Raw genomic sequence first — 23,472 nt, forward strand, 5'->3', positions numbered from 1 at the left:
AGGAGGATATAAACATGAACTCACAATTAAGTATTTTTGATCTTAATATTAAGAAAGTTAAAGAAATAAGAACAGAAAAGCAAATTGATAAGAATGTTGCATATGACGTTGGAGACTTTATTACTGGTTCTAGAAAAGAACTAGATAAAATAAAAAGAAGATTTCAGGAAAATCATTCTGAGGAAGAATTAGAAAACATAGAAAAGCTTAATCCGCTTCTTTCAGAGGAATTAATAACCAAAAGAGAATTAACAAAATCTTTTTCTCTGAAGCTTGAAAAGGAAAATGGTGTAGAACCAGGAGTTGCTAAATTGAAGCAATTAATTATTAATAGAATAGATAAGGTTCCCGCTGTTCAAACAAAAGAGGGAAGAAGAGACTTTATGTTAGCAATCCAAAGTTTCTTAGAACTTATTAATAAAGTGAAAAAGTGGGACGATGTTTCAGACTTTATTGTTGGTTTTTCCAAAACGCTTATATTAGAAAGAAATAAAGAATCAGATACAAATTTCTTTATTTTAGGGAAAAGCTTCTTAAAATTTTTTCTGAGGGCAGGATATAAATCATCTATTAATACAGCATCAAAAATAAATACATGGGACGATATCTTTGGGAAAAAGGAAAATGGCGTAAAAGGTACAAAAAAGAAAAATAGTAAATGGGAAAGAGTATTACCAGAAAGACCTGATAGAAGAGGTGGGAAACCAAGCCCGGTAAAAAAACCTGAAGATTTGGTGGAGTTGTTTGGATTTCGAGGAGTGCAATTTGGCCATTATATGGATGATGAAAAAGGCATGGAGCATTTAGTTCGAGCTTCAGAAGCAATTTTGGATTTAGCAGATGTACTTGAAATTGATGTTACTTCTTTATCTTTAGATGGAACACTTGGACTAGCTTTTGGAGCAAGAGGAAGAGGCGGAAATGCATTAGGTACTTATGAGGCTCTATCAAGAGTTATTAATATGACAAAAAATAAAGGTTGTTTAGGAATTCTCGCCCATGAGCTATTTCATAGCATTGATCACTACATTTACATTAAAAGTCATAAAAATACAAGTAGTAGAGGATATGGAACAGAATGTAATACACTAGGTGAACAAATACCTTCTCAAATAAAAAGTGCCTTAGAATATTTATCTGAGAGTTTAAGAGAAGGAAATGGAACAGCATATTTCATAAACACAAACAAAGATGATGTAACTTATAGAGGAGTTGCTTTAAAAAGAGATTATGAACGTTTTAACGGAGATATAGCATTAGGTATAAAAAAAGAATGTACTATTCAGCGAGAAAGCATAAATAGAAGACTTGATTTTTCTCAGTATTATGGAGCATCAGAAATTTCACTAAAGAAAGAAAAAGAAAAACTCAAAAGAAGGGCAAAAAGAGAAGTTAAAAAATATGCATTGGCTATGGCTTGGTATCATGAAAAAATTACTGGAGAAAGAGTTGAAAGAATACCTTATCCAACTGATAAATCACAATATTACCTAAATGCAATCGAGTTAGACAATGGAAATGAATCTAAATATTGGAGTAATATTATTGAAATGGCTGCAAGGGCGTTTGAAGCTTACATTGCAGATAAACTATCAGCAACTAATAGACGTAATGACTATCTAGTGTATGGGACATCAGAGGAGATTGCTTTTCCTCAAGGAAAAGAGCGAGAAAAAATAAATAAAGCTTTTGATATATTATTTGATACATTAAAGATCAATGACATATTATAAATAAAAAAATATAAGAAACCCAAGATATCTAGCTCAAGATACCTTGGGTTTCTTTTTTATATAAAAATTACTATTAACTTCTTTATAACTCTAACTTTAGACCCTAACATTTTGTTTATTTTTTATATATACTTTATACTATAGTTTTATTATGATGATGGTAAAATGATAACTAATAGCCAATTTAATTGAAGAGTGAATAAATAAATGGAGTGTCCAAAGGACTTTAAAAATAAAGTTGTTTTCTTCCTCAAAATGGTTATAATATAGGTAATATGTCATTAACGTTACAAAAGAATAGGAAATTTATAAAGAAATTCACTGTATACTGGAACTTTATTACTTAATATCTAAAGTATAATAACAGCTAAGTAAACGTTGGTTTAGTTAGCTTTTTTTTGGTGAATTATATACTTTATTGAGAGATATCTATAGAAATTTATAAAATGTTTGTATATATAAGTTAAAATAAATAGAAGATGATATAAGAATGAGGGATATTAAGATGGAAAATTACTTATTAAAACGGATAGGTTTTACATCTGAAGATAATTATGTGATTTTATATTCTTTGTTAAAGGAAAATTTTACAAATTGTAATGAAAATATAAGATCTAGTGTTTTACTTTCTATAATTCAAGAAAAACCTAAAAATAGATGTAAAAAAGTCCAAGAAGTAAAATTGCTAATTTCTAAGGAACAAGCCGATTACTTATTAAAAATTAATGAAGAAAAAGAGTTAATAAGAGAAATAAATTCCATCATATTGAAATAATTAATATCTTTGGAAATTAATCCTATTGAATAATTCCAAAAAGTATGTTTTAATAAATTCAATATTAAATACAAAGGGAAAAACCCTATGAAAAGGCCAAATTTCGATTTGGTATTTTGTCATAGGGTTTTTCCCTTTTTGTTTAATCCATAAACAAAAGCTTGTATGATAAAATAAAAAAACCCACCTAGATACAATTAAACTATCAGGCGCTAAACTGATAGTAGTTTAATTGAGTGAAAGCGGGAGTTTTCTAAACTTATATTCTTGAAAATATTTTAACATAAATATATGTTTTAGCAAGTAAAACTCCTTCTTTAATTTGTTTACTTGGGTTTACTTAGGAGGAACAATAGTGGAAGAAGAGTATTATAATTTAAAAGGTAAAAAGGATAAACTAAAGTATTTTCGATTAAAAGATACAGGTATGTTTACGCAAAGAAGTAAATTGATAAATATAGAGGATACTCAAGAATATAAAACCTATTTTTACCCAGAGCAAGATAAATTGATCTTTGAGGAAAATCAAGTTAGAAATTTTAGTTTAGACGAGCACGGAGAGTCTATTCCAGCAATTGATGGTGAGCTTACTATTTTTAATAACTATTTTTTTGACTTTTGGGGATTTTATCTGGGAGACGCCACACGATTATATGCATATTTAAAAAGACATGCTTATGGGGAAAAAGACTATGTGTATCCCAATTTTGAATTGATTTCAGAGAAAATGGATAAATCAAGAAAAACATTACATACCTATTTAGATATACTAGAGCATTACGGCTTTGTCTATAAGTTTAATGTAATAAATGAGTCTCGGAATAATATGGAAGAGAGTCCTATTTTTAAAGTCAGGAAACAAACTCCTTTATTATCTAAAAAGCTAATAGAGGGAGATAATAATATAATTATCCCTGAAAATGCACCTGCTCATGTAAAGAAAATGCTAAAAAAAGAACGTGAAGGATTACCTCCTAGATTACGCAAAGAGCACGAAGTTTTTACCAGGAAGCATTTAAAAAACAAAGCGGATATCCTTCCAGAACAATTAGATTATGAGGAGATTTACAATAAATACTTACAATATAAAGATATACTTAAAAATATTCATAAAAAAGATAAAAGTGAAGAAGTTGACTCATCTATTACCTATTCTGAAACAGAGGTACATTTAAAAAAGAATATGACACAAGATGAAAAACTGCTTTTAGCTGTTGTTCTAGAATCTGCACAAGCAAATATTTCTAAACCCTCTTTCGATACTTGGTTTAAAGATATCCTAATAAAAGTTCAAAATAATATTTTAACTATTTATGCACCGAACGAATTTGCTATGGATTGGCTAGAAGAAAGATATAAAGATAATATAGTAGAATGGGTGAATAAAACAGGTAGTTGGATCACTGACATAAATTTCTCCCATTATGAATTTTATAAGCAAGTTTAATAATAATGTAGAGAAGCTAACTATAACAATTTTAGTAAGGACCATTTTTGGTCCTTTTCTTCATATTAATCTAGCTGCTAAGCGCACAATATTATTTTGAAGGTTGCAAATCTCTTAATAAGCAATATTGATAATAACTATGTATTCAAGAAAATAGTGTTTGTTTATTGAGATGGAATAATTGTAGGTGAGCGGCCTCTCTTTGAATAAAAGGTTTCGACCCTTCTCCTATTGTCATTGCATTATTTGCTTCTAACTCTTTTTCAGTGTCTTTTCGAAGGTTCGAGAAGGGATCATTACAGGGGAACAGTAAAAATGTAAAAAGAAAAGGAGATGAGAATTAGAGGTAGTTATGATTAATCAAACGCAATCAAACAAGTAAGGTGAGATCTATGGAAGAATTTGAATATAAGACTAGCAATTATTTATGTAAATTGGATGAAGAGCATTTAATAATAACAGTTTTTAAGAACGAGAGAAAAATTGGCAGTATCCAAAATAACCACAATATAAAAAATTAATAGGGGAGAATTCTTGCAGCTGGTACAACATTACACCATGAAGTATGTGAAATAATATTGTAGGTAGCTTCTATATATATAAGTTATAAGGAGGATATTTTTTCTTTTTTAATAAAATTTCTTTTAATATAAAACCACTTTAATTAACAATGATTCAAAAGAAATATAATAAATTTTCCAATATATAGTTTAACAAGAAGTGTTATGCTTAAGTTAGTTATAAATACGTGTAAATAATTTGTGTGCATTATCTTTTTATTTAATTTTGAATACAAATAATCCCAAAAATGTGTTAGAGTATTACATAAGAGGTAATATAACCAATGTTAAAGAAAAATATCATACTCAATTGTTCAACAAAATGGAATCCCCATAAAAGCAGAGTCAAATATTGATTTATATACTCTATATTATTCCTGGAAGCAAAATTATTAACTAATACTCATGATTTTGAACCTTTTTTTGCAAGATTATAAAATGGGTAATTTATATGATATATGGCTTTATTCAAAAATTTTAAAAAACCTCAACTTTCAACCCCTTCTAGAGATTCAATTATTACCAAACAATTTACTATCAACAAACGATTACTTTTATCTTTTCACGGAGAGATAGCAAACAAGAACTAGTGAACTATTTAATTTCTACCAAAATGGCTCTGGAAATAATAGATAAACTCTCTTATGAGTTATCAGATCAAATTTACTTTACTATAAGTAATTGGCTTATAGTAAAGTATTCTGAGTTTAAATTAGATACCAATAAATATGAAATTGTTTCATTTTCTGGGTTTTAAATTTATTTTCTTCAATAGAAATAACATTGAAAAAACAAGGAATTGAAAATCCGTCAATTATTAAACAACTAAATCTTCTTAATTTTCAGAAATCTATCTCGGATACAAAATAGGACATACAATTAATGGAATCAATAATGGATATTAATCAACAATTAGATAAAGATATTGTTCCAATTGAGATATAAAAAAATTACCGAATTAGAAAATCAAGATGGAGGTTATCCATTATATAGCCAATCTAACGAAAAATCTGATATTTTAACAACATACTCTAGTATATAATTTTTTTAAGTCAATTGAATTTAGAATAAACCTCACAAATAAGCAACTCATATTTAAATTACTAATTTAAAATAAGTGTTAAACAAAGGTATCAATTAAATTGATATAAACAACAAAAAATTTAGGGAGGAGAAAAAATGATGAAAAAAATAAGTTAACTGGAATGTAAGCGATTGTAATCAATGTGGAAACTTTGCCGGAATTAATGCAGAGGTAATTAGAGTTAATGATGGGGTAGTAATGTAATGGTTATTTTTACCTGTTTTTGTAGTTTTAAGAAGGTATGCAGGTGCTTTTGAAAAACATGTAATTATTTGAAAATTCAATCATTAGGAGGGGAACTATGAAAGGATTAAAGGGTATTCTGAAGGGGACGATTTTCGCGTTGATTTTTTTATTAATGGTTCCACAAGTAAGTTTAGGTTACAGTGGTGAGGAAGAAGAAAATGTAGAACTAGGAGAAAGTGTTAAGGTTGAAGGTCAGTTATCAGAACCGGAATTCACTACAATGGCTGCACATACAGCAGTAACTACGCTTTCAGGACCAACAACTGTGAAAAAATTTGTTAGGTACTTAACAGGATCATGGGCAAAAGCAAGCTCATATACTTGGAGTAAAAGTCAATCAGCAAGTTCAACTATATCTTCTAATGTTGGGGTAACTGCAAAAGGTATTTCAAATTCATTAGGGGTTTCAAATTCTGTGACAACCACTTATAGTGTTGCCATCACTATTCCAGCAAGCAACAGTAAATATAGTAAACTTGCTTTTTATAGTGATTATAATAAGAGGTATGTCAGAGTAAGATTGTATAATACACAAGGTCTGTTATATTCTGATAAAAAAACTTACCATTATGCTCCGCGTAAAGATACTTATTTACAGGTCGTATATCAATAATTGAGCGAGGAAAAATTTCATGATACAAAGCCGAAAAAAAGTATTTAGTTTAGTAACAATTGTTGCTTTGGCCTTTGTTGTTTTCTTTTTGATATTTCAAACAAACAACAAACGTGTCGAAGGTAATCAACATAACTATATAAATCTCAAATTCGGTGATAACTTTATAAGTTATATCGTTGAGAATAAAGATGGTATGGCCTTTAATATTTTTGGTGTTCAAGATGTCCAAAACACCAATTCTTCAATTAAAGACTTGGTGTCATCTATTGAGTTTAACAATCCAAATATTGATGTTATAGATTACCAAGTGGATGAAGGAATTATATACCAAAACTATAAGTTGATTAACATCATTGTTACTACTAAGGTCTTAACCGATAAAGTTGAAACAGCAGATCAAGTTCTTATTCAATTTGGTAATGAGGATGTAAAAGCATATAATTTTGGGAATTTAGCTATCCAAAGTGATGTTTCTTATCAAGATCAACATATTGAACCCTCGGGTAAATATAATGTTGGTTATCCTTCTTTATCTTTAGATGTTAGTGTTAAAAATAAAACAGACAAGGATATTAATTTTTCTGAAATTCACGACCTTACGAAAGACATTTCATACGAGTTTGACCAGTCTTTCAACATTCATTCACAAGAAAAAAAGCAAATAAAAATTAATAATCTTAATAAAAAAAGTGAAGGGAATCATGATTTCATGACCATTACACCTATCCTCTCATATACCTTCGGAAATAGTAAGTATGTGTATAATATGCCCGGTGTTGTTTATGGAGTTCTTGATAATGATATTGATAAAATAAAAAAAATTATTAATTAAAAAAACAAAACAGTTCTATTCCGTATTGAGGGCGCTTCTGAGCGTCCTTTTTTCTTTTACTTTAACCCAAGGGGATTACCAAAGGAAAATCCCACGAAGGCGAGAGAGCCTTATATGGCGTCTGGCAACGGTAACGGACCGAAGGTAGGATAAGGAGTTGACGGACTCACTGCACCAAGAAACTCTTGGTGTGTCAAAAGGCGAACGTTAAAAGTAACTTTCACAGGAAGTGGTAACGGCGATAAATTGCTTGTTTATACAAAGTATACCTTTAACGGAGCTACATTCTCCATTGCAAAATCACCAGCGCTTTCTAGGACCAGTTGCACTGTTGAACGGAAATTTATACCGGTTAATATATAGAGACCAAATATTTATCATACAATACCTTTCGGCGTAAAAAATAAATCAAATAATATATTAAATTTATCTATAATGCTATAAGATATTGGATTGCTTTATATGATTTTGGTCTATATAGCATAAAGATTAACTTCTATTTGTTATTATTTAATTGCCAAAAAACATTTTCGTCATTCTTCCTGTATCTTTAATATGCTTATATCTTATAATTCTTTTTCTTTAGTGTTATTAAAAGAAAATACATTTTGAACAATCTTTCCTCAAATTTTTGTATTCTTAAAAATAATAAAGAGTCATTAAAATGTCTTAAGCAATCTTTATTCAAAACTACAAATAATGTTAGAGTTACCCACTAATATTTTCCGCATTATCAAAATTGTAAGGGAGGGTTGTAAATTTTCCAATGCGTTTTGAATTTTTTACATCCCCCCTTGCAAAATTTACAAAGCGGAAATATAACATGGGGTTGTAAAAATTACAAGGCGCAATTATCTAATAATTTTCGCTTTGTAAAATTTTCAACCCCTATTGTGAATTTTTTAAGGTATTTATAGGTTGAAAAATTTCCAAGGGGCGGTTGTAATTTTTGCAAGCAAATAAATACTAAGTTAATAAAAACAATTCTTTTAAAAATATATATTATATAAGGGAAAACCAATTTTGTTATCTACTTGTCTTAAAAGAAAAGTAGGGATATAATACCACTATACAAATGTTTCGTACTTTTATTTTTTATTTGCAATCCCTTAAGGGATTAGCAGTCTTAATATAACGTTAACAGCCTTTGTGGTTGATGAAAATAAATAGCTTATAAGCTATTTATCTACATTAAATCACAAAGGCTTTTTTGCGTTATTTTAATGAAGCACTTGTATAGATGAATTCATAACAGAAAGGATTGAGAGAGGTATGACGACGAAAAAGCAATCTAAAAAGAGAAAATTAAAAGAGGGTACCAAGAATTCTAGGACCACCAAGGAACTAGTAAAACAAATCGAAAAGAAAGTAGAACAGGATGGATATTGCATTTTAAAGCAGATTCATCATGGGAATGAAACTTACCATAAAATTTGGTGGTGGATGGAAATAGAATTAATGATTGGAGAATATGACGTAGCAGCTAACAAGGTTAAAGAAATAAAAGATATCAATATCGAAAATCGACAGAATCTACTAGATATAGTAGCAGGATTAGAAGGAAGCGTATCCCTTGTGCCGCTTGTTAAAGATTAAACCAATCAGGAAGCACAATGTAATGGGAAATGAGATTATAACCACACACAAAGGTGAAAATATGAACATAGAAACTGTTCAGTTCTCGTATTTCAAATACAAAGATAGATATATAGAATATTGCGGTTATCAATACAACCAATATTGGTTTTTGATTCATAATTCAAAAAGATCCGAAGTAGTGTCTATATCTAATGAGCTTTGTCCATCTTTTGATACAGCAATGTCTTATATATCTAATATGTATATTGATAAAAAAATGAAATAATAAAAGGGAGGTGCCCTACCTAATTAGATAGAGGCATCGATGCTTTCTATTCTTATTAGGTAGAAAGCATGAAGGAAACTAAAACGATAAGTATAACAGAAGAGTTAATAGAAACACCAAAAATGATTGAAGTATATCTTGATGATGCATGGCAGACTGCTTTTTGCTATGGATTAGCCTATGAAAAACCAAAGCAAAATTGGCAAAGAGCAAAACTGCTTTTAACTATTATTGCTGGTAATGATTCTACTGTACAAGCTATGAAGGCTGCTATTGATATAGGATCAAGTGGTTTGTCTTTCGGAAACGGAGAGAAAGGCTTAACAGATTATACTTATACAAAAGAATTGGAACTCTATACAGAAAAAGGGAAATACGAAAAATTTCCAATGACTATTATTAATAATAGAAAAGCAATTGTTGTTGTTCATGATGAATTAATGGGAAATGATGATTATATTTTATCTTTTACTGGGGATCCAGCAGATGACTTACGTACAGTTTTAGGCGGAGGCAAATTTGGACTACATATCCTACCCGAATGGAAAGATATTATTTTTCATGAATTTTTAAATATAGGAATTTTACAATCTGTAGATATTTACTTTGATTCTAAATTATTTCCAAAAGGATTTTCCTTATTTAAGTTACAAGCTACAGAAGAAGAGGTTGATAATTTAATCTCTAAAATGATTAAAGAGAAAAAGTTAAGATTCCGCAAAGAGGGTACTGGAACTGAAGTAGAAATGGTATCAGATTTGACAGAGTATATGCAACAAAATGTTGAGGGAATGATTAATAAAGTTAGCAGAGAGGTATCACCAATTCATAATCCTTTAGTGGATCATATTAGTCCTAAAATTAGTACTTATAAACGTGAATTGTTTCCAGTTCAAGCTCATGTAAGTACTGCTGTAGCGAAAAAACTTGCTAAGAGTAAGGCTGTAATCATCCAAGGCGAAATGTCGACAGGTAGTGCGGCACGTTCCGCTATAAGTGTAGCTTAAACACGAAAAGCGGGGGCCGAATCTTTATAAGATTGGTTACAACTCTTTAAACGATTTACAGGGTGAAATTTCCCTGTCATGGCTAATATTCCAAGTCAAGTCATGTCTATGAGACTCCTACATGCGTCTATCATTCCAATGTGATAGAGGTCTGAAGCTAGGTGAAGTCGTCCTTGAAGCGAACTCGTTGAACGTGGATATAGGGCGGTAGGCTTTAAAAACATTCTATGATGAGCGAAATCGAACCCTCGTATGTACGCTCCGTTACTCATTCCCCAACCTAATAACGAGATATATGGTTGGGATTTGCGTGAAGGTATTTCCCTTTTGCCAGTAGAGAAATTGCTTATATAGGTCTTTCCAGTGCCTATATAAGATTCATGAGAGTTAGGAATAGTCTACTCATGAACAAGTTGCGCCGGAGTATAGAGGGCATCTAAGGAATGTAAAAGAAGGGCTGGTTTAAAGGGAACGTGCGAGAGCCAATAAGTGGAGGTATTGGAACTTATGAAACTTATTGGAAGTCAGCGACACCATAGTACCAATAATGAATAGCCGTTTGTATCTTGCTATAAGTTGCTTCTGCAACGAAATGTAAGAGAGGGTAGAAACTATTCTAGGGAAGGGTGTTAGTCGAGAAGTATTGCACTAATTGAGGAAAATGTTCAAACGAACCATGTGAGAGTAAAAGAGTTAATTCATTTCGGATAGTCCATTTTCTCTAATCAAGGGGGCGATCCACATAGAAATGAAGGATAATAAACAATTTCCACAAAACGAAAAAGAGCTAAAACTAGCACTTGATAGTATGTACCGATTAGCCAAAGAAAGCAATAAACCTTTCTATAACCTTATTGAACTTATGAAGAACGAGCAGACTATACTGACCGCCATTCATAATATCAAGGGTAATAAAGGAAGCAAAACTGCTGGTATTGATGGTAAGACTATTGATTACTATCTTCAAATGGACAGAGATAAGTTGATGTCCCTAATTCGTAGGAATATCAATAATTATCAACCTAGTCCAGTAAGAAGAAAGTACATTCCCAAATCAGATGGTAAGCAACGTCCCTTGGGTATTCCTAACATGATAGACCGCATCATACAAGAAATAGCCAAAATTGTCATTGAACCCATAGCAGAAGCTAAGTTTTACCATTACAGCTTTGGTTTCAGACCAATGCGTTCAGCTGAACAAGCCATTGCTGAAACACTAGAACGTATTAGGAGAAGCAAAACCTATTGGGTAATAGAGGGCGATATTAAAGGATATTTCGATAATATCAATCACAATAAGTTGATTGAAATAATGTGGACATTAGGAATCCGAGACAAAAGAGTGCTTATGATGATTAAGAAGATGCTAAAAGCAGGAATTATGGAAGAAGGTAACTTCAGAGACAGCGTTAGTGGTTCACCACAAGGCGGTATCATCTCACCTCTTCTGGCTAACATTTATCTTAATTACTTTGATTGGGAGATTGCTAGAATGTTCCAAGAGCATCCAGCTAGGTATAAGGTCAAAGACGTTTCTCGAAATGGGTTACAACGTGTTCGTCAAAGACACGAAGATACATTTCTAATCAGATACGCAGACGACTGGGTTATACTCTGTAAAAGTGAGGAAAATGCCAAAAGGATTCTCAAAAAAGTGGAGAAATATTTTAACCACCAATTGAAACTGGAGCTATCCAAGGAAAAGACCTTAATTACTGATGTGAGAACTAATAGGGTCAATTTCTTAGGATTCTGGATTTTTGCAGAAGAACATCGGCTTAGAAAAGGCAGCATACAAGGAAAAGCTATTCCTAATATGGATAAAGCCAAATTGAAAATAAAGGAAATTAATAAAGATATTAAAACCCTTTATGACCATCGCGGTACTAAATCCAAACAGGTTGCCATAATCGAGAGTATCAACTCAAAGATTGTCGGTATAGCAAATTATTATAAAATCGCCAACGTATCTACTATATTTCAAGGGTTTGATAAACGTATTCATTATGCCCAATGGAGAACATGGTTGTTTATGAACAATCGTCGAGGACGATATCATCAACTAACTACTCCAGCGGACACCCTTATAAATAGAAGAGATAGACATAAAGAGCAAAAAAGCAAGGTGTTCTTCGTTGAAGAGCATGGAGCCAAAGTAGGAATAACCAAATTTGCATTTACTCCTAAACGTAATGCAATGAAAGTGAATCTCTTAATGTCTCCCTACACAGAAGAAGGTAGAAATATTTATAAACGGACAACTGGCAAACGTGAGGCACTAGAAAGACCGAATTTCTTCCAAGAGGATATTCCTTTCTATCAACTCAATAACCGTTATCCGATATATAATTTCGAATTCTATCTAAATAGAGAGTACGCATTTAACAGAGATAGGGGGAAATGTAACTGCTGTAAGGTTTCACTATATGAATGGAATCTTAATACACATCACAAAAACCCTAAACTACCGCTCAATAAAGTCAATAAGGTGATAAATCTAGTTTCCTTATGCAAAACATGCCACAAGCTGGTTCACAATGAAAATCCTGTTACCCATACCAAAGGTGGAAAGAAAATAGAGCAACTTAGAAAGTTGCTTAAAGAGGCTAAATAAGTACGGCTTTCGAGGATTAATTAACTCTTATTCGTATTTGAACAAATTAGTGTGATGTCAGTTATAGTCGCAATGCTATAACAGGCTTTATGGAGAACTGAGACAACAGTTTAAAATATGGCTTCCCGATGGAACGCCGTATGCGGTGAAAATCGCACGTACGGTGTGAGGCGGGGGAAAAGATGGAGATTACTTCAAATTCTTACCTATCGCACCCGAAATGGGTAGTGGCTACCTCAATCCTTACGGATTGGGATGCCACACATAAAGTACCATTATGACTGCTGTGGCTGATGTACTATCGGATATGAAAAATAAAGAAGGATATCATAGTGTTTTAATGTGCCCACCTTCTTTAACTAAAAAGTGGCCAGAAGAGATTAAAGAAATAATTCCTCATGCTGAAGTGAGAGTAATTGAAAGAACGAGTCAATTAATTAATTATCATCGTGATTGGTTAATGAGTGGAAGAAAGAAACCAAAAAAACCAGTTTTTTTCGTTATATCTTTTACGACCATGAGAGGAGATTCATCTATCGTTCCGGCTGTTCAATTTAGTCAGAAAAAAACTAGTAAACAGCAAAGTGAAGATAGATTACCTTATCGATATGGTTATTATTGTCCTTCTTGTGGAAAGGCTCACCAGGTAATTGAAGATATAAAAATGATTCCTGATACGGATGAACCTTCTAAAGAAATAGAAGTGCGTTCTACAAGAACCATGGATAAAGACGAATTCGGAACTGGAAGAAGGCTCCAAAATACACAAAAGCCCGCAAATGCCTTTTGTTCAGAATGTGGAGAAAGCTTATGGACCAAGAAGGTAGCAACTCGTTATTCATCAATAAAAGAATGGTATGTATATGAAAAGAAATTGATTCATGCCATTAAAGAGGGAAATAAGAACTTATTAGAGCATATTCAAAGTAACCAAAAAGAGGTACCAAAAAAGCAGGGTCAACCACGAAGAGTTGCTAGTATTGAATACATTCGAAGAAAAATGAAAAATTTTTTTGATATTGCAATTGTGGATGAGATTCATGAACGTGTGACACGTTACCTTATAAGTGTCGTTTGATACGAAATAGGTGGTCTAAGAATAATCTTAGATACAACTGATATACCGATGTCGGAAATGAAAGCCGTCACGTTGAGCTGAAACCGACAGTCTGATACTCCTACATGCAAGTATTTGATAGAAATACAAGCATTCTGTATGGAACTAGGTGAAGTCGGCTGAATTCAAATCTGAAGCCACTCTTATAGAGAAGGTATGGTTGGAGATAGGCCGGGACGCTATAAAATACCTATGATGAGAATGTTCCGTGGGGAACTGACGAAGATTGCGAATGTACGCGCCTAGAGGATTGACGATTGGGAAACCCTTCGTACTACTAAATGTAGGGTGAGATACCGATGAGTAAAATTGTTCGTTATGAAAATCGGGATAGCCAACGATGAGGCTATAAGGCTCACAGGTGTAAAGCGACCATCTAAGGGTATATGCAAAGCTAGGTATATCGGAACGTGGTAAGCAACCAACTCCTAATTAAACACCTATCAGTGGGGAGGTCACTATAAGATTCTTACGAATTGAAGTGTGTTTATGGTTGTGAAAGTAGGGTCACAGTACCGCTGAAGCTATGGAAACATAGTGGAGGGATAGACCCAAGTCTAGAATTCTAATTAAAATCCGAGTTAGAGTTGTAGCTCATCTTTCGGGTAAGAAGGTGAGTTGGAAATCACTTTAAGGAGATGATTTCTACACCAATGAGCGCAATAGCAAATCGACATAAACAATATTACGATTTCACGGGAATACAAAATGATTTGTTTCAGAGGAGCCGCGAAGGTACTAAAAACTTTAAGGATTTGTTAGAGATTATTATTTCCGATGAAAATATCTTGCTAGCATATCGGCAAGTTAAATCTAATATGGGTGCAAAGACTCCGGGAACGGATGACCAAACCATTCTAGACCTTGCTAAAGTTGATCAAGATAAGTTTATTCATCATTTGAGAAAACTAGTATTGAACTACAAACCCAAATCAGTCAGACGTGTATGGATACCTAAAAATTATTCAAAAGGGAAAAGACCTTTAGGTATTCCGAGTATAAGAGACCGCATAGTACAGCATATGTTCTTAAATATACTTGAGCCCATATGTGAAGGAAAGTTCTACAATCACTCATATGGTTTTAGACCAACACGTACAACAAGACATGCTGTTGCAAGAGTTCAAACGCTAGTAAATATCAATAAATACCACTTCACGGTTGATATTGACATAAAAGGATTCTTTGATAACGTGAATCACTCCATTCTACTCAAACAATTATGGAATATTGGCATAAGGGATAAGAGAGTAATTTCGGTCATAAGTAAAATGCTTAAAGCGCCGATTAAAGGAGAAGGCATACCATCAAAAGGAGTACCTCAAGGTGGAATTTTATCACCTCTTCTATCCAATATAGTTCTAAATGATTTAGACCAATGGGTAGCAGACCAGTGGGAAAGCTTTGAAACAAGGTATAAATACTCTGTAAATCACTCGAAATATACAAACCTTAGAAGAAATTCCAAACTTAAAGAGGGATTCTTAGTGAGATACGCTGATGATTTTCGAATCATGACCAATAGTTATGAATCAGCAGTTAAGTGGTTTCATGCAGTCGTGGACTTTTTAAACAAAAGGCTAAAACTTGAAATATCACCTAACAAATCAAAAATTATAAATCTTAGAAAGAAATCTTCTTCATTCTTAGGTTATATATTTAAAGCCGTTAGAAAAGGAAACAAAAGAGTCTTTTATTCTCATATTGATGACGACAAACAAAAACAAATCATCGCGAAATTGAAGGATAGAATTCATAACATACACAAACATCCTACGGCCGGTAACGCCAATCTTTACAATTCCGTAGTATTAGGAGTTCAAAATAACTTCCAATACGCTACTCACATTGTTAATGATATGAGCGATATTGAATACAGAGTTCTTCGAACTCTCAAAAGCCGACTTAAAAAGATAGCATGGTATGGTAAACCTATTAATCTTCCAGAAATAGGAGCATATCTAAAGTTTTACGAAAATACTCGTAAAACATACAGAATTGCTGGTGTGTACCTATTTCCAATAAGTCAAGTGAAGACCAAGAATAATTTAAATTATTCGCAGGCAATTAACCCATACACTGATGAAAAAGTCTTTGATTGGGATAAAGAACTAGCTGAACTAATGAAATCCAGACTTCCTAATAGAAGTGTAGAGTATATGGATAATAGATTATCTAAATACTCCGCACAAAAAGGAAGATGTCATGTTACTGGAGTACCTCTCAAAGCAGCTGACGTTCATTGTCATCATAAAATGCCTACCTCTCTTGGTGGAACAGACGAATTTCAAAACCTTGTTGTTGTTCATAAGGATATACACATAGCGATACACGCTACTAAGGAAGAAACCATATTAAAGTATGTTAATAGATTCAACCTTCACACTAAACAAATCGAGAAACTAAACCAACTCAGGAAGCTATGTAAACTCGAAAGGATTATTATTAGATAAATCTAGATGGAGCGCCGTATGAGCTGAAAGGTTCACGTACGGTGTGGATCCGGGGAAAAGTTGGAGATAACATCAAATTCTTACCTATGGATATTGAAAGCATCGACTAGTGCTCAAGGAAATGCACTTGGAAGTATTGCAGCTGCAGCTAAGAAAGTGGTTGGAGGAACGGGAACATTATTTGGTGGAAAAGCGGAAGATATTTATTATACCTTATGGAGGCTGTTTCCTTCTTTGATGGTGGAAAATGGTTATAAATATTCTGAAGTTAGAAAATGGAACGAAGAATATGGGGTAATTGAAACTACCACTTATAATCAAGATTCCAATGCTGAATATACAAACAAGCAATCAAGAGGTGGGACAAAAAGAAACGAGAAAATACTACCAGGTATTTCACCGTTTGTTTTTTCAAAATTTCTTGTACAAAATACAGTACTTGTTAGATTAGTTGATGTTTGGCCAGATCCAGTTGAATTCGTGAATGTGCCAACTATACTAGTGAAACCAGATGAAGATCTTCAACAAAATTATCTGAGAATGGTCAACACTTTTGAAAGATCCATTGAGGAGTTAGAAGATGGGTTTAAATTATATATGCCGTTAACTCAGACTGGAATTTCATACCCAGATAATCCATTTACTTATCCGGCATTTTATATGAATGGTGAACTTATTTGGAAGCCAGAACCATTTGAACAAGAAAGAATTCTTAGTAAAGAGAAGAAGTTACAGGAAATAATTAAGGGCGAGATATCTGAAGGAAGAAAATCTATTGTTTATGTTCGAGATACCGGGTCAAGCGTTGAAGGTAGGGATGTTAGACCACGATTAAAGCATATTTTAGAAATGATTGGTGCTAAGGTCTGTATCCTGGATACTTCTTCAACAAGTACAAATAGACGAAGTGAATGGTTAGAAAAAAAGATAAAAAAAGAAAATTATGATGTTTGTATTGTATCTCAAGAATTAGTGAAAGTAGGATTAGACCGTGCGACAAGAAGTTGCTAAATAATAGTGTTTCCATAAGAAACCGTCTTAGTCATTGAGGACGTTCCCGCCCGACACTGCTTTTCGAGTAATCGAATTGTTGGGTTGCATGAGGGTTAAATGCTTAATGGAGGAATTTACACAGAATTCCAAAAGAGCTAGGGAAAGTTAGGAAGGTATAAGCGTAAGCTGAACCTTTGTAGTCTTCGTTACCGACAACAAGCGTACTGTGATTGAACAAGCTTGTAGATGTGGATAGGAAAAGTTCTACGGTCGAGGAACTGCGAAATGACCCATAGATCCACCGGAGTAAAGAAGGATGCCTAACCTAACGTATCTATTATTAGTGAAACTTGGTAAGCCCTATACATTCCTCTCATCTAAGGTAGGGTGACCGTAAGGAAACCACAATATGTAGAGGGTAAAGGAACGTGGAGAAAGCGAATGTCGACATAACGAAAGTTAAGGTGAAAACTCATTTGTATAAGCCGTCGAATAGGGCAATACCCAAATCGAAAGATTGCAGACTTCCACGTGGTCATCAACACGAATAGAAAGCGAAAAGAATAATCCTTAAAGAGAGGGAGATATGTTATGAAAACCAACGAGTACGTTGCGTCGGCTGTTTCCCCACTGGTGGATAACTGGCACTCAATTAATTGGATGAAAGTTAATCGCTATGTAAGGAAACTTCAACAACGAATCTATCGTGCCGAACAACTTAAACAAACGAGAAAAGTAAGGAAATTACAAAGACTTCTACTTAGAAGTAAAGCGAATTTACTGTTAAGTATTAAGCGCGTAACGCAAGAAAATAGAGGCAAAAAGACAGCTGGTATAGACGGATATATTTCTAACACTCCGCAAGAGCGAGTTGAATTATACAACAAACTTAAAATGTACAGTATAAGAAATATTAAGGTTAAACCGGCTAGAAGAACATATATCCCTAAAAAGAATGGAAAGAAACGTCCGTTAGGCATTCCTGTAATTGTTGATAGAGTGTACCAAAACGTATTTAAAACTGCTCTAGAACCACAGTGGGAAGCAAAATTTGAAATGACATCGTATGGATTTAGACCTAAACGTGGCGCACATGACGCTATGAGCGATTTATTCGTGAAATTAAGCAGAGGAAGCGCTAAGGGGTGGATTTTCGAAGGTGATTTTGAAGGCTGCTTTGACAACTTAAACCACGACCTTATTATGGAAAGAATTAAAAACTTCCCAAATAACAAAATCGTTAGAGAATGGTTGGAAAGTGGATACGTTGACAATGCTACATTCCATAAAACAGACAAGGGAACACCACAAGGCGGAATCATCTCACCACTGTTAGCGAACATAGCATTACATGGGATGGAAGAAGAAATTGGAGTAAGATATATCCACTCTAAAAGACAGGGAGATACATTGTATACCTCGTCAGTTGGCGTTGTTAGATATGCAGATGATTTCGTTATCGTCTGCCCTACGAAAGAACAAGCCGTTGGGATGTACGAAAAATTACAACCATATCTAGACAAACGTGGATTGAAGTTAGCAAAGGAGAAAACAAGAGTTGTTCATATTAGTGAAGGATTCGATTTCCTCGGATTTAACTTCAAACAATACCCAACTAAGGATGGAAATAAATTATTCATTAAACCATCACTTGAAAGTGTCAAAAATGCTAAACAGAAAATCAAGGAAGTATTCGACTGGGGAAAAGGCAGAGAAACAGCATATCTAATTGAAAAACTGAATCGTGTATTACAAGGGATTGCAAACTATTGGTCACCAACAGTAGCCAAAGTAATTTTCAGAGACATTGATACTTATGTTAATGAAAAAGTCGTAATTTACCTTAAACACAGACATCATAGAACTTCATTTAGAAAACTGATGAAAATGTACTTTAAACCAGACAATACAGGCGTAAGCAAAGACAAGTGGCTCCTAACGTGTCCAAAAGATAATACGAAACAGCTTATTCGCATGAGTTGGACTAAGATTGAAAGACACGTAAAGATCAAACAATATAATAGTCCATTTGACGCATCGCTTAAAGTTTACTTTGATAAACGTGACGAGAAAATATTCAATAGGGAAAATACTAATGCTAAAAGGAAACTTGCGAAAAAGAGCAGATACAAATGCAGAATTTGTGGTGAATCCTTACAAGGAATAGAACCAATTGAAAGCAATCATATAGTGCCTGTAGTAATTGGCGGAGTTGATAGTTATGATAACCTCGAACTACTACACAAATCATGTCATAAAACACACCATGTATTGTTAGAGAATTATGGCGAAGGTAAGAAATTACCAAAAGTCGTAAACTACCTAGAAAGCAATGGTATCAAAGACGTGAATAGTAAAAAGGCTATTAATCTTATGAAAAGAGCATTCAAGAAGTTCCGTTATTAAGTTGAGAGGATGATAGATGGCTTGAGCCGTATGTGCTGAAAGGTACAAGTACGGTTCTTAGGGGGGAAAGAGGTGGTAACATCTCCGACCTACCCGACTATTATGTACTCCAACATTGATATTTTATCAATTTAGTTGGTCTTTATTTACAATTAATCAAGCTGCACGAAGAGCGTGGAGAATAAAACAAACTGAGGAGTGTAGACTGTATTATTTAGCGTATAAAAATATGTACCAAGAACAAATGGCAACATTGATAGCCATGAAGAATAAAGCTGCTGGTGCTATTAACGGTGATGTTTCAAGTGATGGATTGAATGCTATGTTAGGGGATACTGGCGATTTACAATCCATGTTAATACAGTCGATAAAGAAAGGAAATGTGCTTCAAGGAAGTACGGAAGAATGGGTTGCAGAAGCGTCTGATAGAGCTAGAGAAATTCTTTCTAATATTGGAAAACCAAAGAATTTCTCATTAAAATCAAACAAAGAATATTTCGAAGAATGGGCTAATAAGTACATTAAAACTGACAGTTCAAGAAATGTTCTTATAAGAAAATCTAAAACTATCGCTAGCAATATAGAGAAAGGTAAAATTCCTGGTTTTCATTTTAACGAAATGATATTGGAAGTAGATTTATATGCTGCTTTTGGAAGTGATTCAGCTCTTGATGGTGAAATAGTAGACTATTTAACTCGAAGTGAGAGGGAGTCTAAAACAAATAATGATAGTTCACAAATTTCCTTGTTTGATTTAGTGGAGGAAAAACCAGAAAAGAAAAATAAACTTAGAGTAGTCAGTGGTCAGCTGGCATTCGAATTATTTTAGGAGGATAAAAATGCATACTATTACGATAAATTTAGATTGGTTTGTATATATGTATTTTCTAATAGAATATTTTTTCCATGCAGTCTGTATGGATTTAAAGATGAAACAGTATTATTTAGAGAATGGATTAATTCCAACAGAGACAGAACCTAAATCGAAAGATGAAATTATTTATTTAGAAGAAACTCAAAATCTAAATATACAGGAAGATGATTGGGAAGAAGTTATGCGCCCAACTAATATTTATCATATTACTCCGACTGTTTCAGAATTAGATGATAGAACAATAGAATACTTATCGAATTTGACTAAAGAAATTAATTTTGAGGAACTATGTGACGAGCAAAGTGGACCTCTTGAAGAGGAACTTAACCTTACAGATTTAAATACCACAACTTCTCGAGAATGTAGAAATAAACAAGTAAATTCAGAAATAGAGGATCAAGTGGATGATATACCCACTACAAAAATAGCTGATAATTTACAAGGGAAGCAGCGTTGGCTTGTATCTGTTCTAGGTATGGAAGAGGAATATATTCATGTTTCAGATGGTAAAAGAGCGTGGATAAATATTGGCGAAAGTGTGTATCGAATAAATAGAAAGGATTCCTTGTCTTTAGAAATTGAAAGAGAAGGAAAAAATATAAGAGTTTTAAAGATAGAAATTTTAGAACATGCTGTTTCATCAGATTATATTATCCCGGATGAAAAAATCGAATATGAGGCAGCTGCAATTTAAGGGTTATTTGCTATTCGGAGGAAGTGAATTTAGTTCACCTCCTTCACTAAATGAACAAATTAGGATTTGTTCATTTAGTGAAGGGGGAATCCTCTCGGGTACAAATCCACCAGTAAAGGTCTATTTAACTAGTTTTTGGTGAATTTTTCATGAAAATTAGTAAAAATATCCCTGTAATCGACAAACTTCGACAGTTTTACTATATATATTAATACTATACTAATGTACATCAATGATAAAAAAAATGAAAGAAATTATAAAAAGCCATCTAAAGGGGGCAGTGGAATGAGATCTGAAATCAACACAGCTGGTTTAGAATCTATATTGTCTGTGATTGAGGATGACAATCGTTATATTCAAAAACTAAATTTAGATTATAGGATAAAAGATAATAAATTCTATATTGGTTGTTTATATGGAGATACATTTAATACGTCACTCAAGAAAAATTACTTAGAGGTGCTATCTCAAGAAGTAATTAATATGTACGAGAGAAGCTTATTGCCTTTAAGCACTCTTAAAGTTCATGATTTTACAGTAAATTTAGAAATTAATGATAGAGGTGAATTTATACGGGAAGAGCAATATATAGAGATTATTATCCCTGTAGAAGCAGTTGATAAATTATCAACTTTATCCCAATTATATAGCAAATTTAAAAAGCTCATCCCTCTTTTTCCCATAATTAATTCGATAGAGGTTCAAGGAGAAAGAAAACAGTTAAATCAAATTCGAATTTACCTTAACCCTAAGGAAAAATCCTATTTAATAAATGAAAATAAAACGGATGTTTTAGGACAATGGATAGCAAGTTTTGATAATTTTATAGACAATCTTCCAGAAACACCGTTCTATACAAAAATTAAAGTCCAAAATGGAATGATAAAACCAATACAATTTAAAAATGAAAAGGAGAAATGGAAATGGTTCGTATAGGAGAAAAAAGTATAAATGAGATTATGGTAACAATTAAGGAAAAACAATTAAACTTATCGAGATTAGAATTTAAAACGAGAGATAAGTTTGTTTTAATAGGGCCAATTGGTACAGAGAAAATAAAGCAAGAAGATGACTATTATGAAAATGTAAAAGAAAATCTTATATTTGCTAATTATAGCTGGCTTTCACCATTATGCGATGATTTAAATTGTCCATTTCAAGGACATTTAGAAGTCTTACCTTCAGGAGAAATGAACCATCATAATATTGATTTAACAATCAGTATCCCACTATCTGGAAGCCTAGAAAAGGCAAAAATAATGAGTACATTATATGAGCAATTTAAGGTGTTAGAAAAATATCGGAATTTCATCCAATTTTTTGATGTAAGTGGTTTTAAATACATGACAAATCTCATCCATGTAAGTTTAAAAATTCCTGGTAATAAAATTACGCCTCTTTTAAAAGAGGCAAAAACAAAACCTGTGAATAAACAAATTATTTCTCAGTGGTTAGCTACAGTAGAAAATATCATGGATCAGAATGCCAATAATTTCAGTTATTCACATAAGGTTTATGCTGTTGATGGTAGAATGCAATCCACTACTTTTGAGTCCAAATTCACTTTTAAAGTTCATCAACGAAGAGGGATCTTTAATGATTAGAAGCCAAGTCAAAACGATTATGTCATTAATAATAATCACAATTTTATTGATTCCTACAAAAGCAATGGCAAATCCCTTTAGTGATGCTCCATCTATGGATGATATGATTACAAATTGGGGAAATTCCATAAATGATTCTGCACCGATAGTTTCTAGTTTATTCTCATCTCTTTTTACGATAATGTTCCTGGTTGGAGTTGTTAGGCTAGGGTATTCAATTGTTACAAAAACTGGGCAAGTTATGAAAGGGGCTACCGGTGTACTAATTTGGGCTCCAATTTCTTTCTTTATAATTCGTATTTTTTTAATTGTATTATTTACAATAAACACAACAAATGTTACACTGTTTGCAACTGATGTAATAAACTTATTACAGTTATCTGGTTTTTATACAGTAGTGGGAATGACATTAGTTGGATTAGTGATGTTTCTATTCTATAAACTTTTGAAACACCCTGAATTTGGTAGATGGAGTAAGAGACTATGGGCATCTGCGGGATTTCTATTGATTATTAGCTTTATAATCCCATATGCATTTGGTGCAGCATAAATA

Annotated in this window: 17 protein-coding genes; all 17 read left to right on the top strand. The window is 32.8% G+C overall.

Annotation, left to right across the window (positions count from 1 at the left end; genetic code table 11):
• Positions 1-14: 14 nt before the first annotated feature.
• The 17 genes from NSQ92_RS25165 to NSQ92_RS25245 all read left to right on the top strand — a co-directional run bounded on the left by NSQ92_RS25165 (position 15) and on the right by NSQ92_RS25245 (position 23,469).
• A complete protein-coding gene (locus NSQ92_RS25165) occupies positions 15-1,733 on the top strand; it encodes an LPD1 domain-containing protein (protein ID WP_341123855.1) in 1,719 nt (572 codons plus the stop codon).
• A 505-nt stretch (positions 1,734-2,238) separates the two neighbouring features.
• Positions 2,239-2,508, top strand: coding sequence for a hypothetical protein (locus NSQ92_RS25170; protein WP_016205235.1), 270 nt, complete (start codon positions 2,239-2,241; stop codon positions 2,506-2,508).
• A 355-nt stretch (positions 2,509-2,863) separates the two neighbouring features.
• On the top strand, positions 2,864-3,955 hold the full coding sequence (locus tag NSQ92_RS25175; protein ID WP_144545608.1) for a DnaA N-terminal domain-containing protein: 1,092 nt from the start codon (positions 2,864-2,866) through the stop codon (positions 3,953-3,955).
• A gap of 1,945 nt (positions 3,956-5,900) precedes the next feature.
• Complete coding sequence (locus tag NSQ92_RS25180) at positions 5,901-6,458, top strand: hypothetical protein (RefSeq protein ID WP_341118259.1); 558 nt, start codon at positions 5,901-5,903, stop codon at positions 6,456-6,458.
• 19 nt (positions 6,459-6,477) lie between these two features.
• A complete protein-coding gene (locus NSQ92_RS25185) occupies positions 6,478-7,293 on the top strand; it encodes a hypothetical protein (protein ID WP_341118258.1) in 816 nt (271 codons plus the stop codon).
• Positions 7,294-8,565: 1,272 nt separating this feature from the next.
• Complete coding sequence (locus NSQ92_RS25190) at positions 8,566-8,889, top strand: hypothetical protein (RefSeq protein WP_152116068.1); 324 nt, start codon at positions 8,566-8,568, stop codon at positions 8,887-8,889.
• Between the two features lie 336 nt (positions 8,890-9,225).
• Positions 9,226-10,164, top strand: coding sequence for a hypothetical protein (locus tag NSQ92_RS25195; RefSeq protein ID WP_213086491.1), 939 nt, complete (start codon positions 9,226-9,228; stop codon positions 10,162-10,164).
• Between the two features lie 748 nt (positions 10,165-10,912).
• Positions 10,913-12,778 carry a group II intron reverse transcriptase/maturase gene (ltrA, locus tag NSQ92_RS25200; RefSeq protein WP_171510404.1) on the top strand — a complete coding sequence of 622 codons (1,866 nt, stop codon included), beginning with the start codon at positions 10,913-10,915 and terminating at the stop codon, positions 12,776-12,778.
• 277 nt (positions 12,779-13,055) lie between these two features.
• On the top strand, positions 13,056-13,856 hold the full coding sequence (locus NSQ92_RS25205; RefSeq protein WP_341153313.1) for a hypothetical protein: 801 nt from the start codon (positions 13,056-13,058) through the stop codon (positions 13,854-13,856).
• A 692-nt stretch (positions 13,857-14,548) separates the two neighbouring features.
• Complete coding sequence (gene ltrA, locus NSQ92_RS25210; RefSeq protein ID WP_341123858.1) at positions 14,549-16,348, top strand: group II intron reverse transcriptase/maturase; 1,800 nt, start codon at positions 14,549-14,551, stop codon at positions 16,346-16,348.
• 60 nt (positions 16,349-16,408) lie between these two features.
• A complete protein-coding gene (locus NSQ92_RS25215) occupies positions 16,409-17,359 on the top strand; it encodes a hypothetical protein (protein ID WP_341153314.1) in 951 nt (316 codons plus the stop codon).
• 573 nt (positions 17,360-17,932) lie between these two features.
• Positions 17,933-19,747, top strand: a complete 1,815-nt coding sequence (gene ltrA / locus NSQ92_RS25220; protein ID WP_341123860.1) for a group II intron reverse transcriptase/maturase — start codon at positions 17,933-17,935, stop codon at positions 19,745-19,747.
• A gap of 229 nt (positions 19,748-19,976) precedes the next feature.
• Positions 19,977-20,576 (top strand): hypothetical protein, encoded by a 600-nt coding sequence (locus tag NSQ92_RS25225; RefSeq protein ID WP_341123861.1) that lies wholly within the window; start codon positions 19,977-19,979, stop codon positions 20,574-20,576.
• 10 nt (positions 20,577-20,586) lie between these two features.
• On the top strand, positions 20,587-21,315 hold the full coding sequence (locus NSQ92_RS25230) for a hypothetical protein (RefSeq protein ID WP_341118253.1): 729 nt from the start codon (positions 20,587-20,589) through the stop codon (positions 21,313-21,315).
• Positions 21,316-21,600: 285 nt separating this feature from the next.
• Positions 21,601-22,251: a hypothetical protein gene (locus tag NSQ92_RS25235; RefSeq protein ID WP_341123862.1), complete on the top strand. Its 651-nt coding sequence runs from the start codon at positions 21,601-21,603 to the stop codon at positions 22,249-22,251.
• Positions 22,239-22,919, top strand: coding sequence for a hypothetical protein (locus tag NSQ92_RS25240; protein WP_047944131.1), 681 nt, complete (start codon positions 22,239-22,241; stop codon positions 22,917-22,919). The genes NSQ92_RS25235 and NSQ92_RS25240 overlap by 13 nt, the downstream gene beginning before the upstream one ends.
• Positions 22,912-23,469 carry a hypothetical protein gene (locus NSQ92_RS25245; protein WP_047944130.1) on the top strand — a complete coding sequence of 186 codons (558 nt, stop codon included), beginning with the start codon at positions 22,912-22,914 and terminating at the stop codon, positions 23,467-23,469. Before NSQ92_RS25240 ends, NSQ92_RS25245 begins: the two co-directional genes overlap by 8 nt.
• The last annotated feature ends 3 nt before the right edge of the window (positions 23,470-23,472 follow it).

Source organism: Niallia sp. FSL M8-0099, from assembly GCF_038006945.1.
In the GTDB taxonomy this organism is placed as follows: Bacteria; Bacillota; Bacilli; order Bacillales; family Cytobacillaceae; genus Niallia; species Niallia circulans.

Coding starts and splice junctions, on each gene's coding strand:
- NSQ92_RS25205 (WP_341153313.1), top strand. CDS start 13,056: ATGACTGCTGTGGCTGATGTACTATCGGATATGAAAAATAAAGAAGGA.
- NSQ92_RS25170 (WP_016205235.1), top strand. CDS start 2,239: ATGGAAAATTACTTATTAAAACGGATAGGTTTTACATCTGAAGATAAT.
- NSQ92_RS25240 (WP_047944131.1), top strand. CDS start 22,239: ATGGTTCGTATAGGAGAAAAAAGTATAAATGAGATTATGGTAACAATT.
- NSQ92_RS25230 (WP_341118253.1), top strand. CDS start 20,587: ATGCATACTATTACGATAAATTTAGATTGGTTTGTATATATGTATTTT.
- NSQ92_RS25185 (WP_341118258.1), top strand. CDS start 6,478: ATGATACAAAGCCGAAAAAAAGTATTTAGTTTAGTAACAATTGTTGCT.
- NSQ92_RS25180 (WP_341118259.1), top strand. CDS start 5,901: ATGAAAGGATTAAAGGGTATTCTGAAGGGGACGATTTTCGCGTTGATT.
- NSQ92_RS25225 (WP_341123861.1), top strand. CDS start 19,977: ATGTACCAAGAACAAATGGCAACATTGATAGCCATGAAGAATAAAGCT.
- NSQ92_RS25245 (WP_047944130.1), top strand. CDS start 22,912: ATGATTAGAAGCCAAGTCAAAACGATTATGTCATTAATAATAATCACA.
- NSQ92_RS25190 (WP_152116068.1), top strand. CDS start 8,566: ATGACGACGAAAAAGCAATCTAAAAAGAGAAAATTAAAAGAGGGTACC.
- ltrA (WP_341123860.1), top strand. CDS start 17,933: ATGAAAACCAACGAGTACGTTGCGTCGGCTGTTTCCCCACTGGTGGAT.
- NSQ92_RS25165 (WP_341123855.1), top strand. CDS start 15: ATGAACTCACAATTAAGTATTTTTGATCTTAATATTAAGAAAGTTAAA.
- ltrA (WP_171510404.1), top strand. CDS start 10,913: ATGAAGGATAATAAACAATTTCCACAAAACGAAAAAGAGCTAAAACTA.
- NSQ92_RS25195 (WP_213086491.1), top strand. CDS start 9,226: ATGAAGGAAACTAAAACGATAAGTATAACAGAAGAGTTAATAGAAACA.
- ltrA (WP_341123858.1), top strand. CDS start 14,549: ATGAGCGCAATAGCAAATCGACATAAACAATATTACGATTTCACGGGA.
- NSQ92_RS25235 (WP_341123862.1), top strand. CDS start 21,601: ATGAGATCTGAAATCAACACAGCTGGTTTAGAATCTATATTGTCTGTG.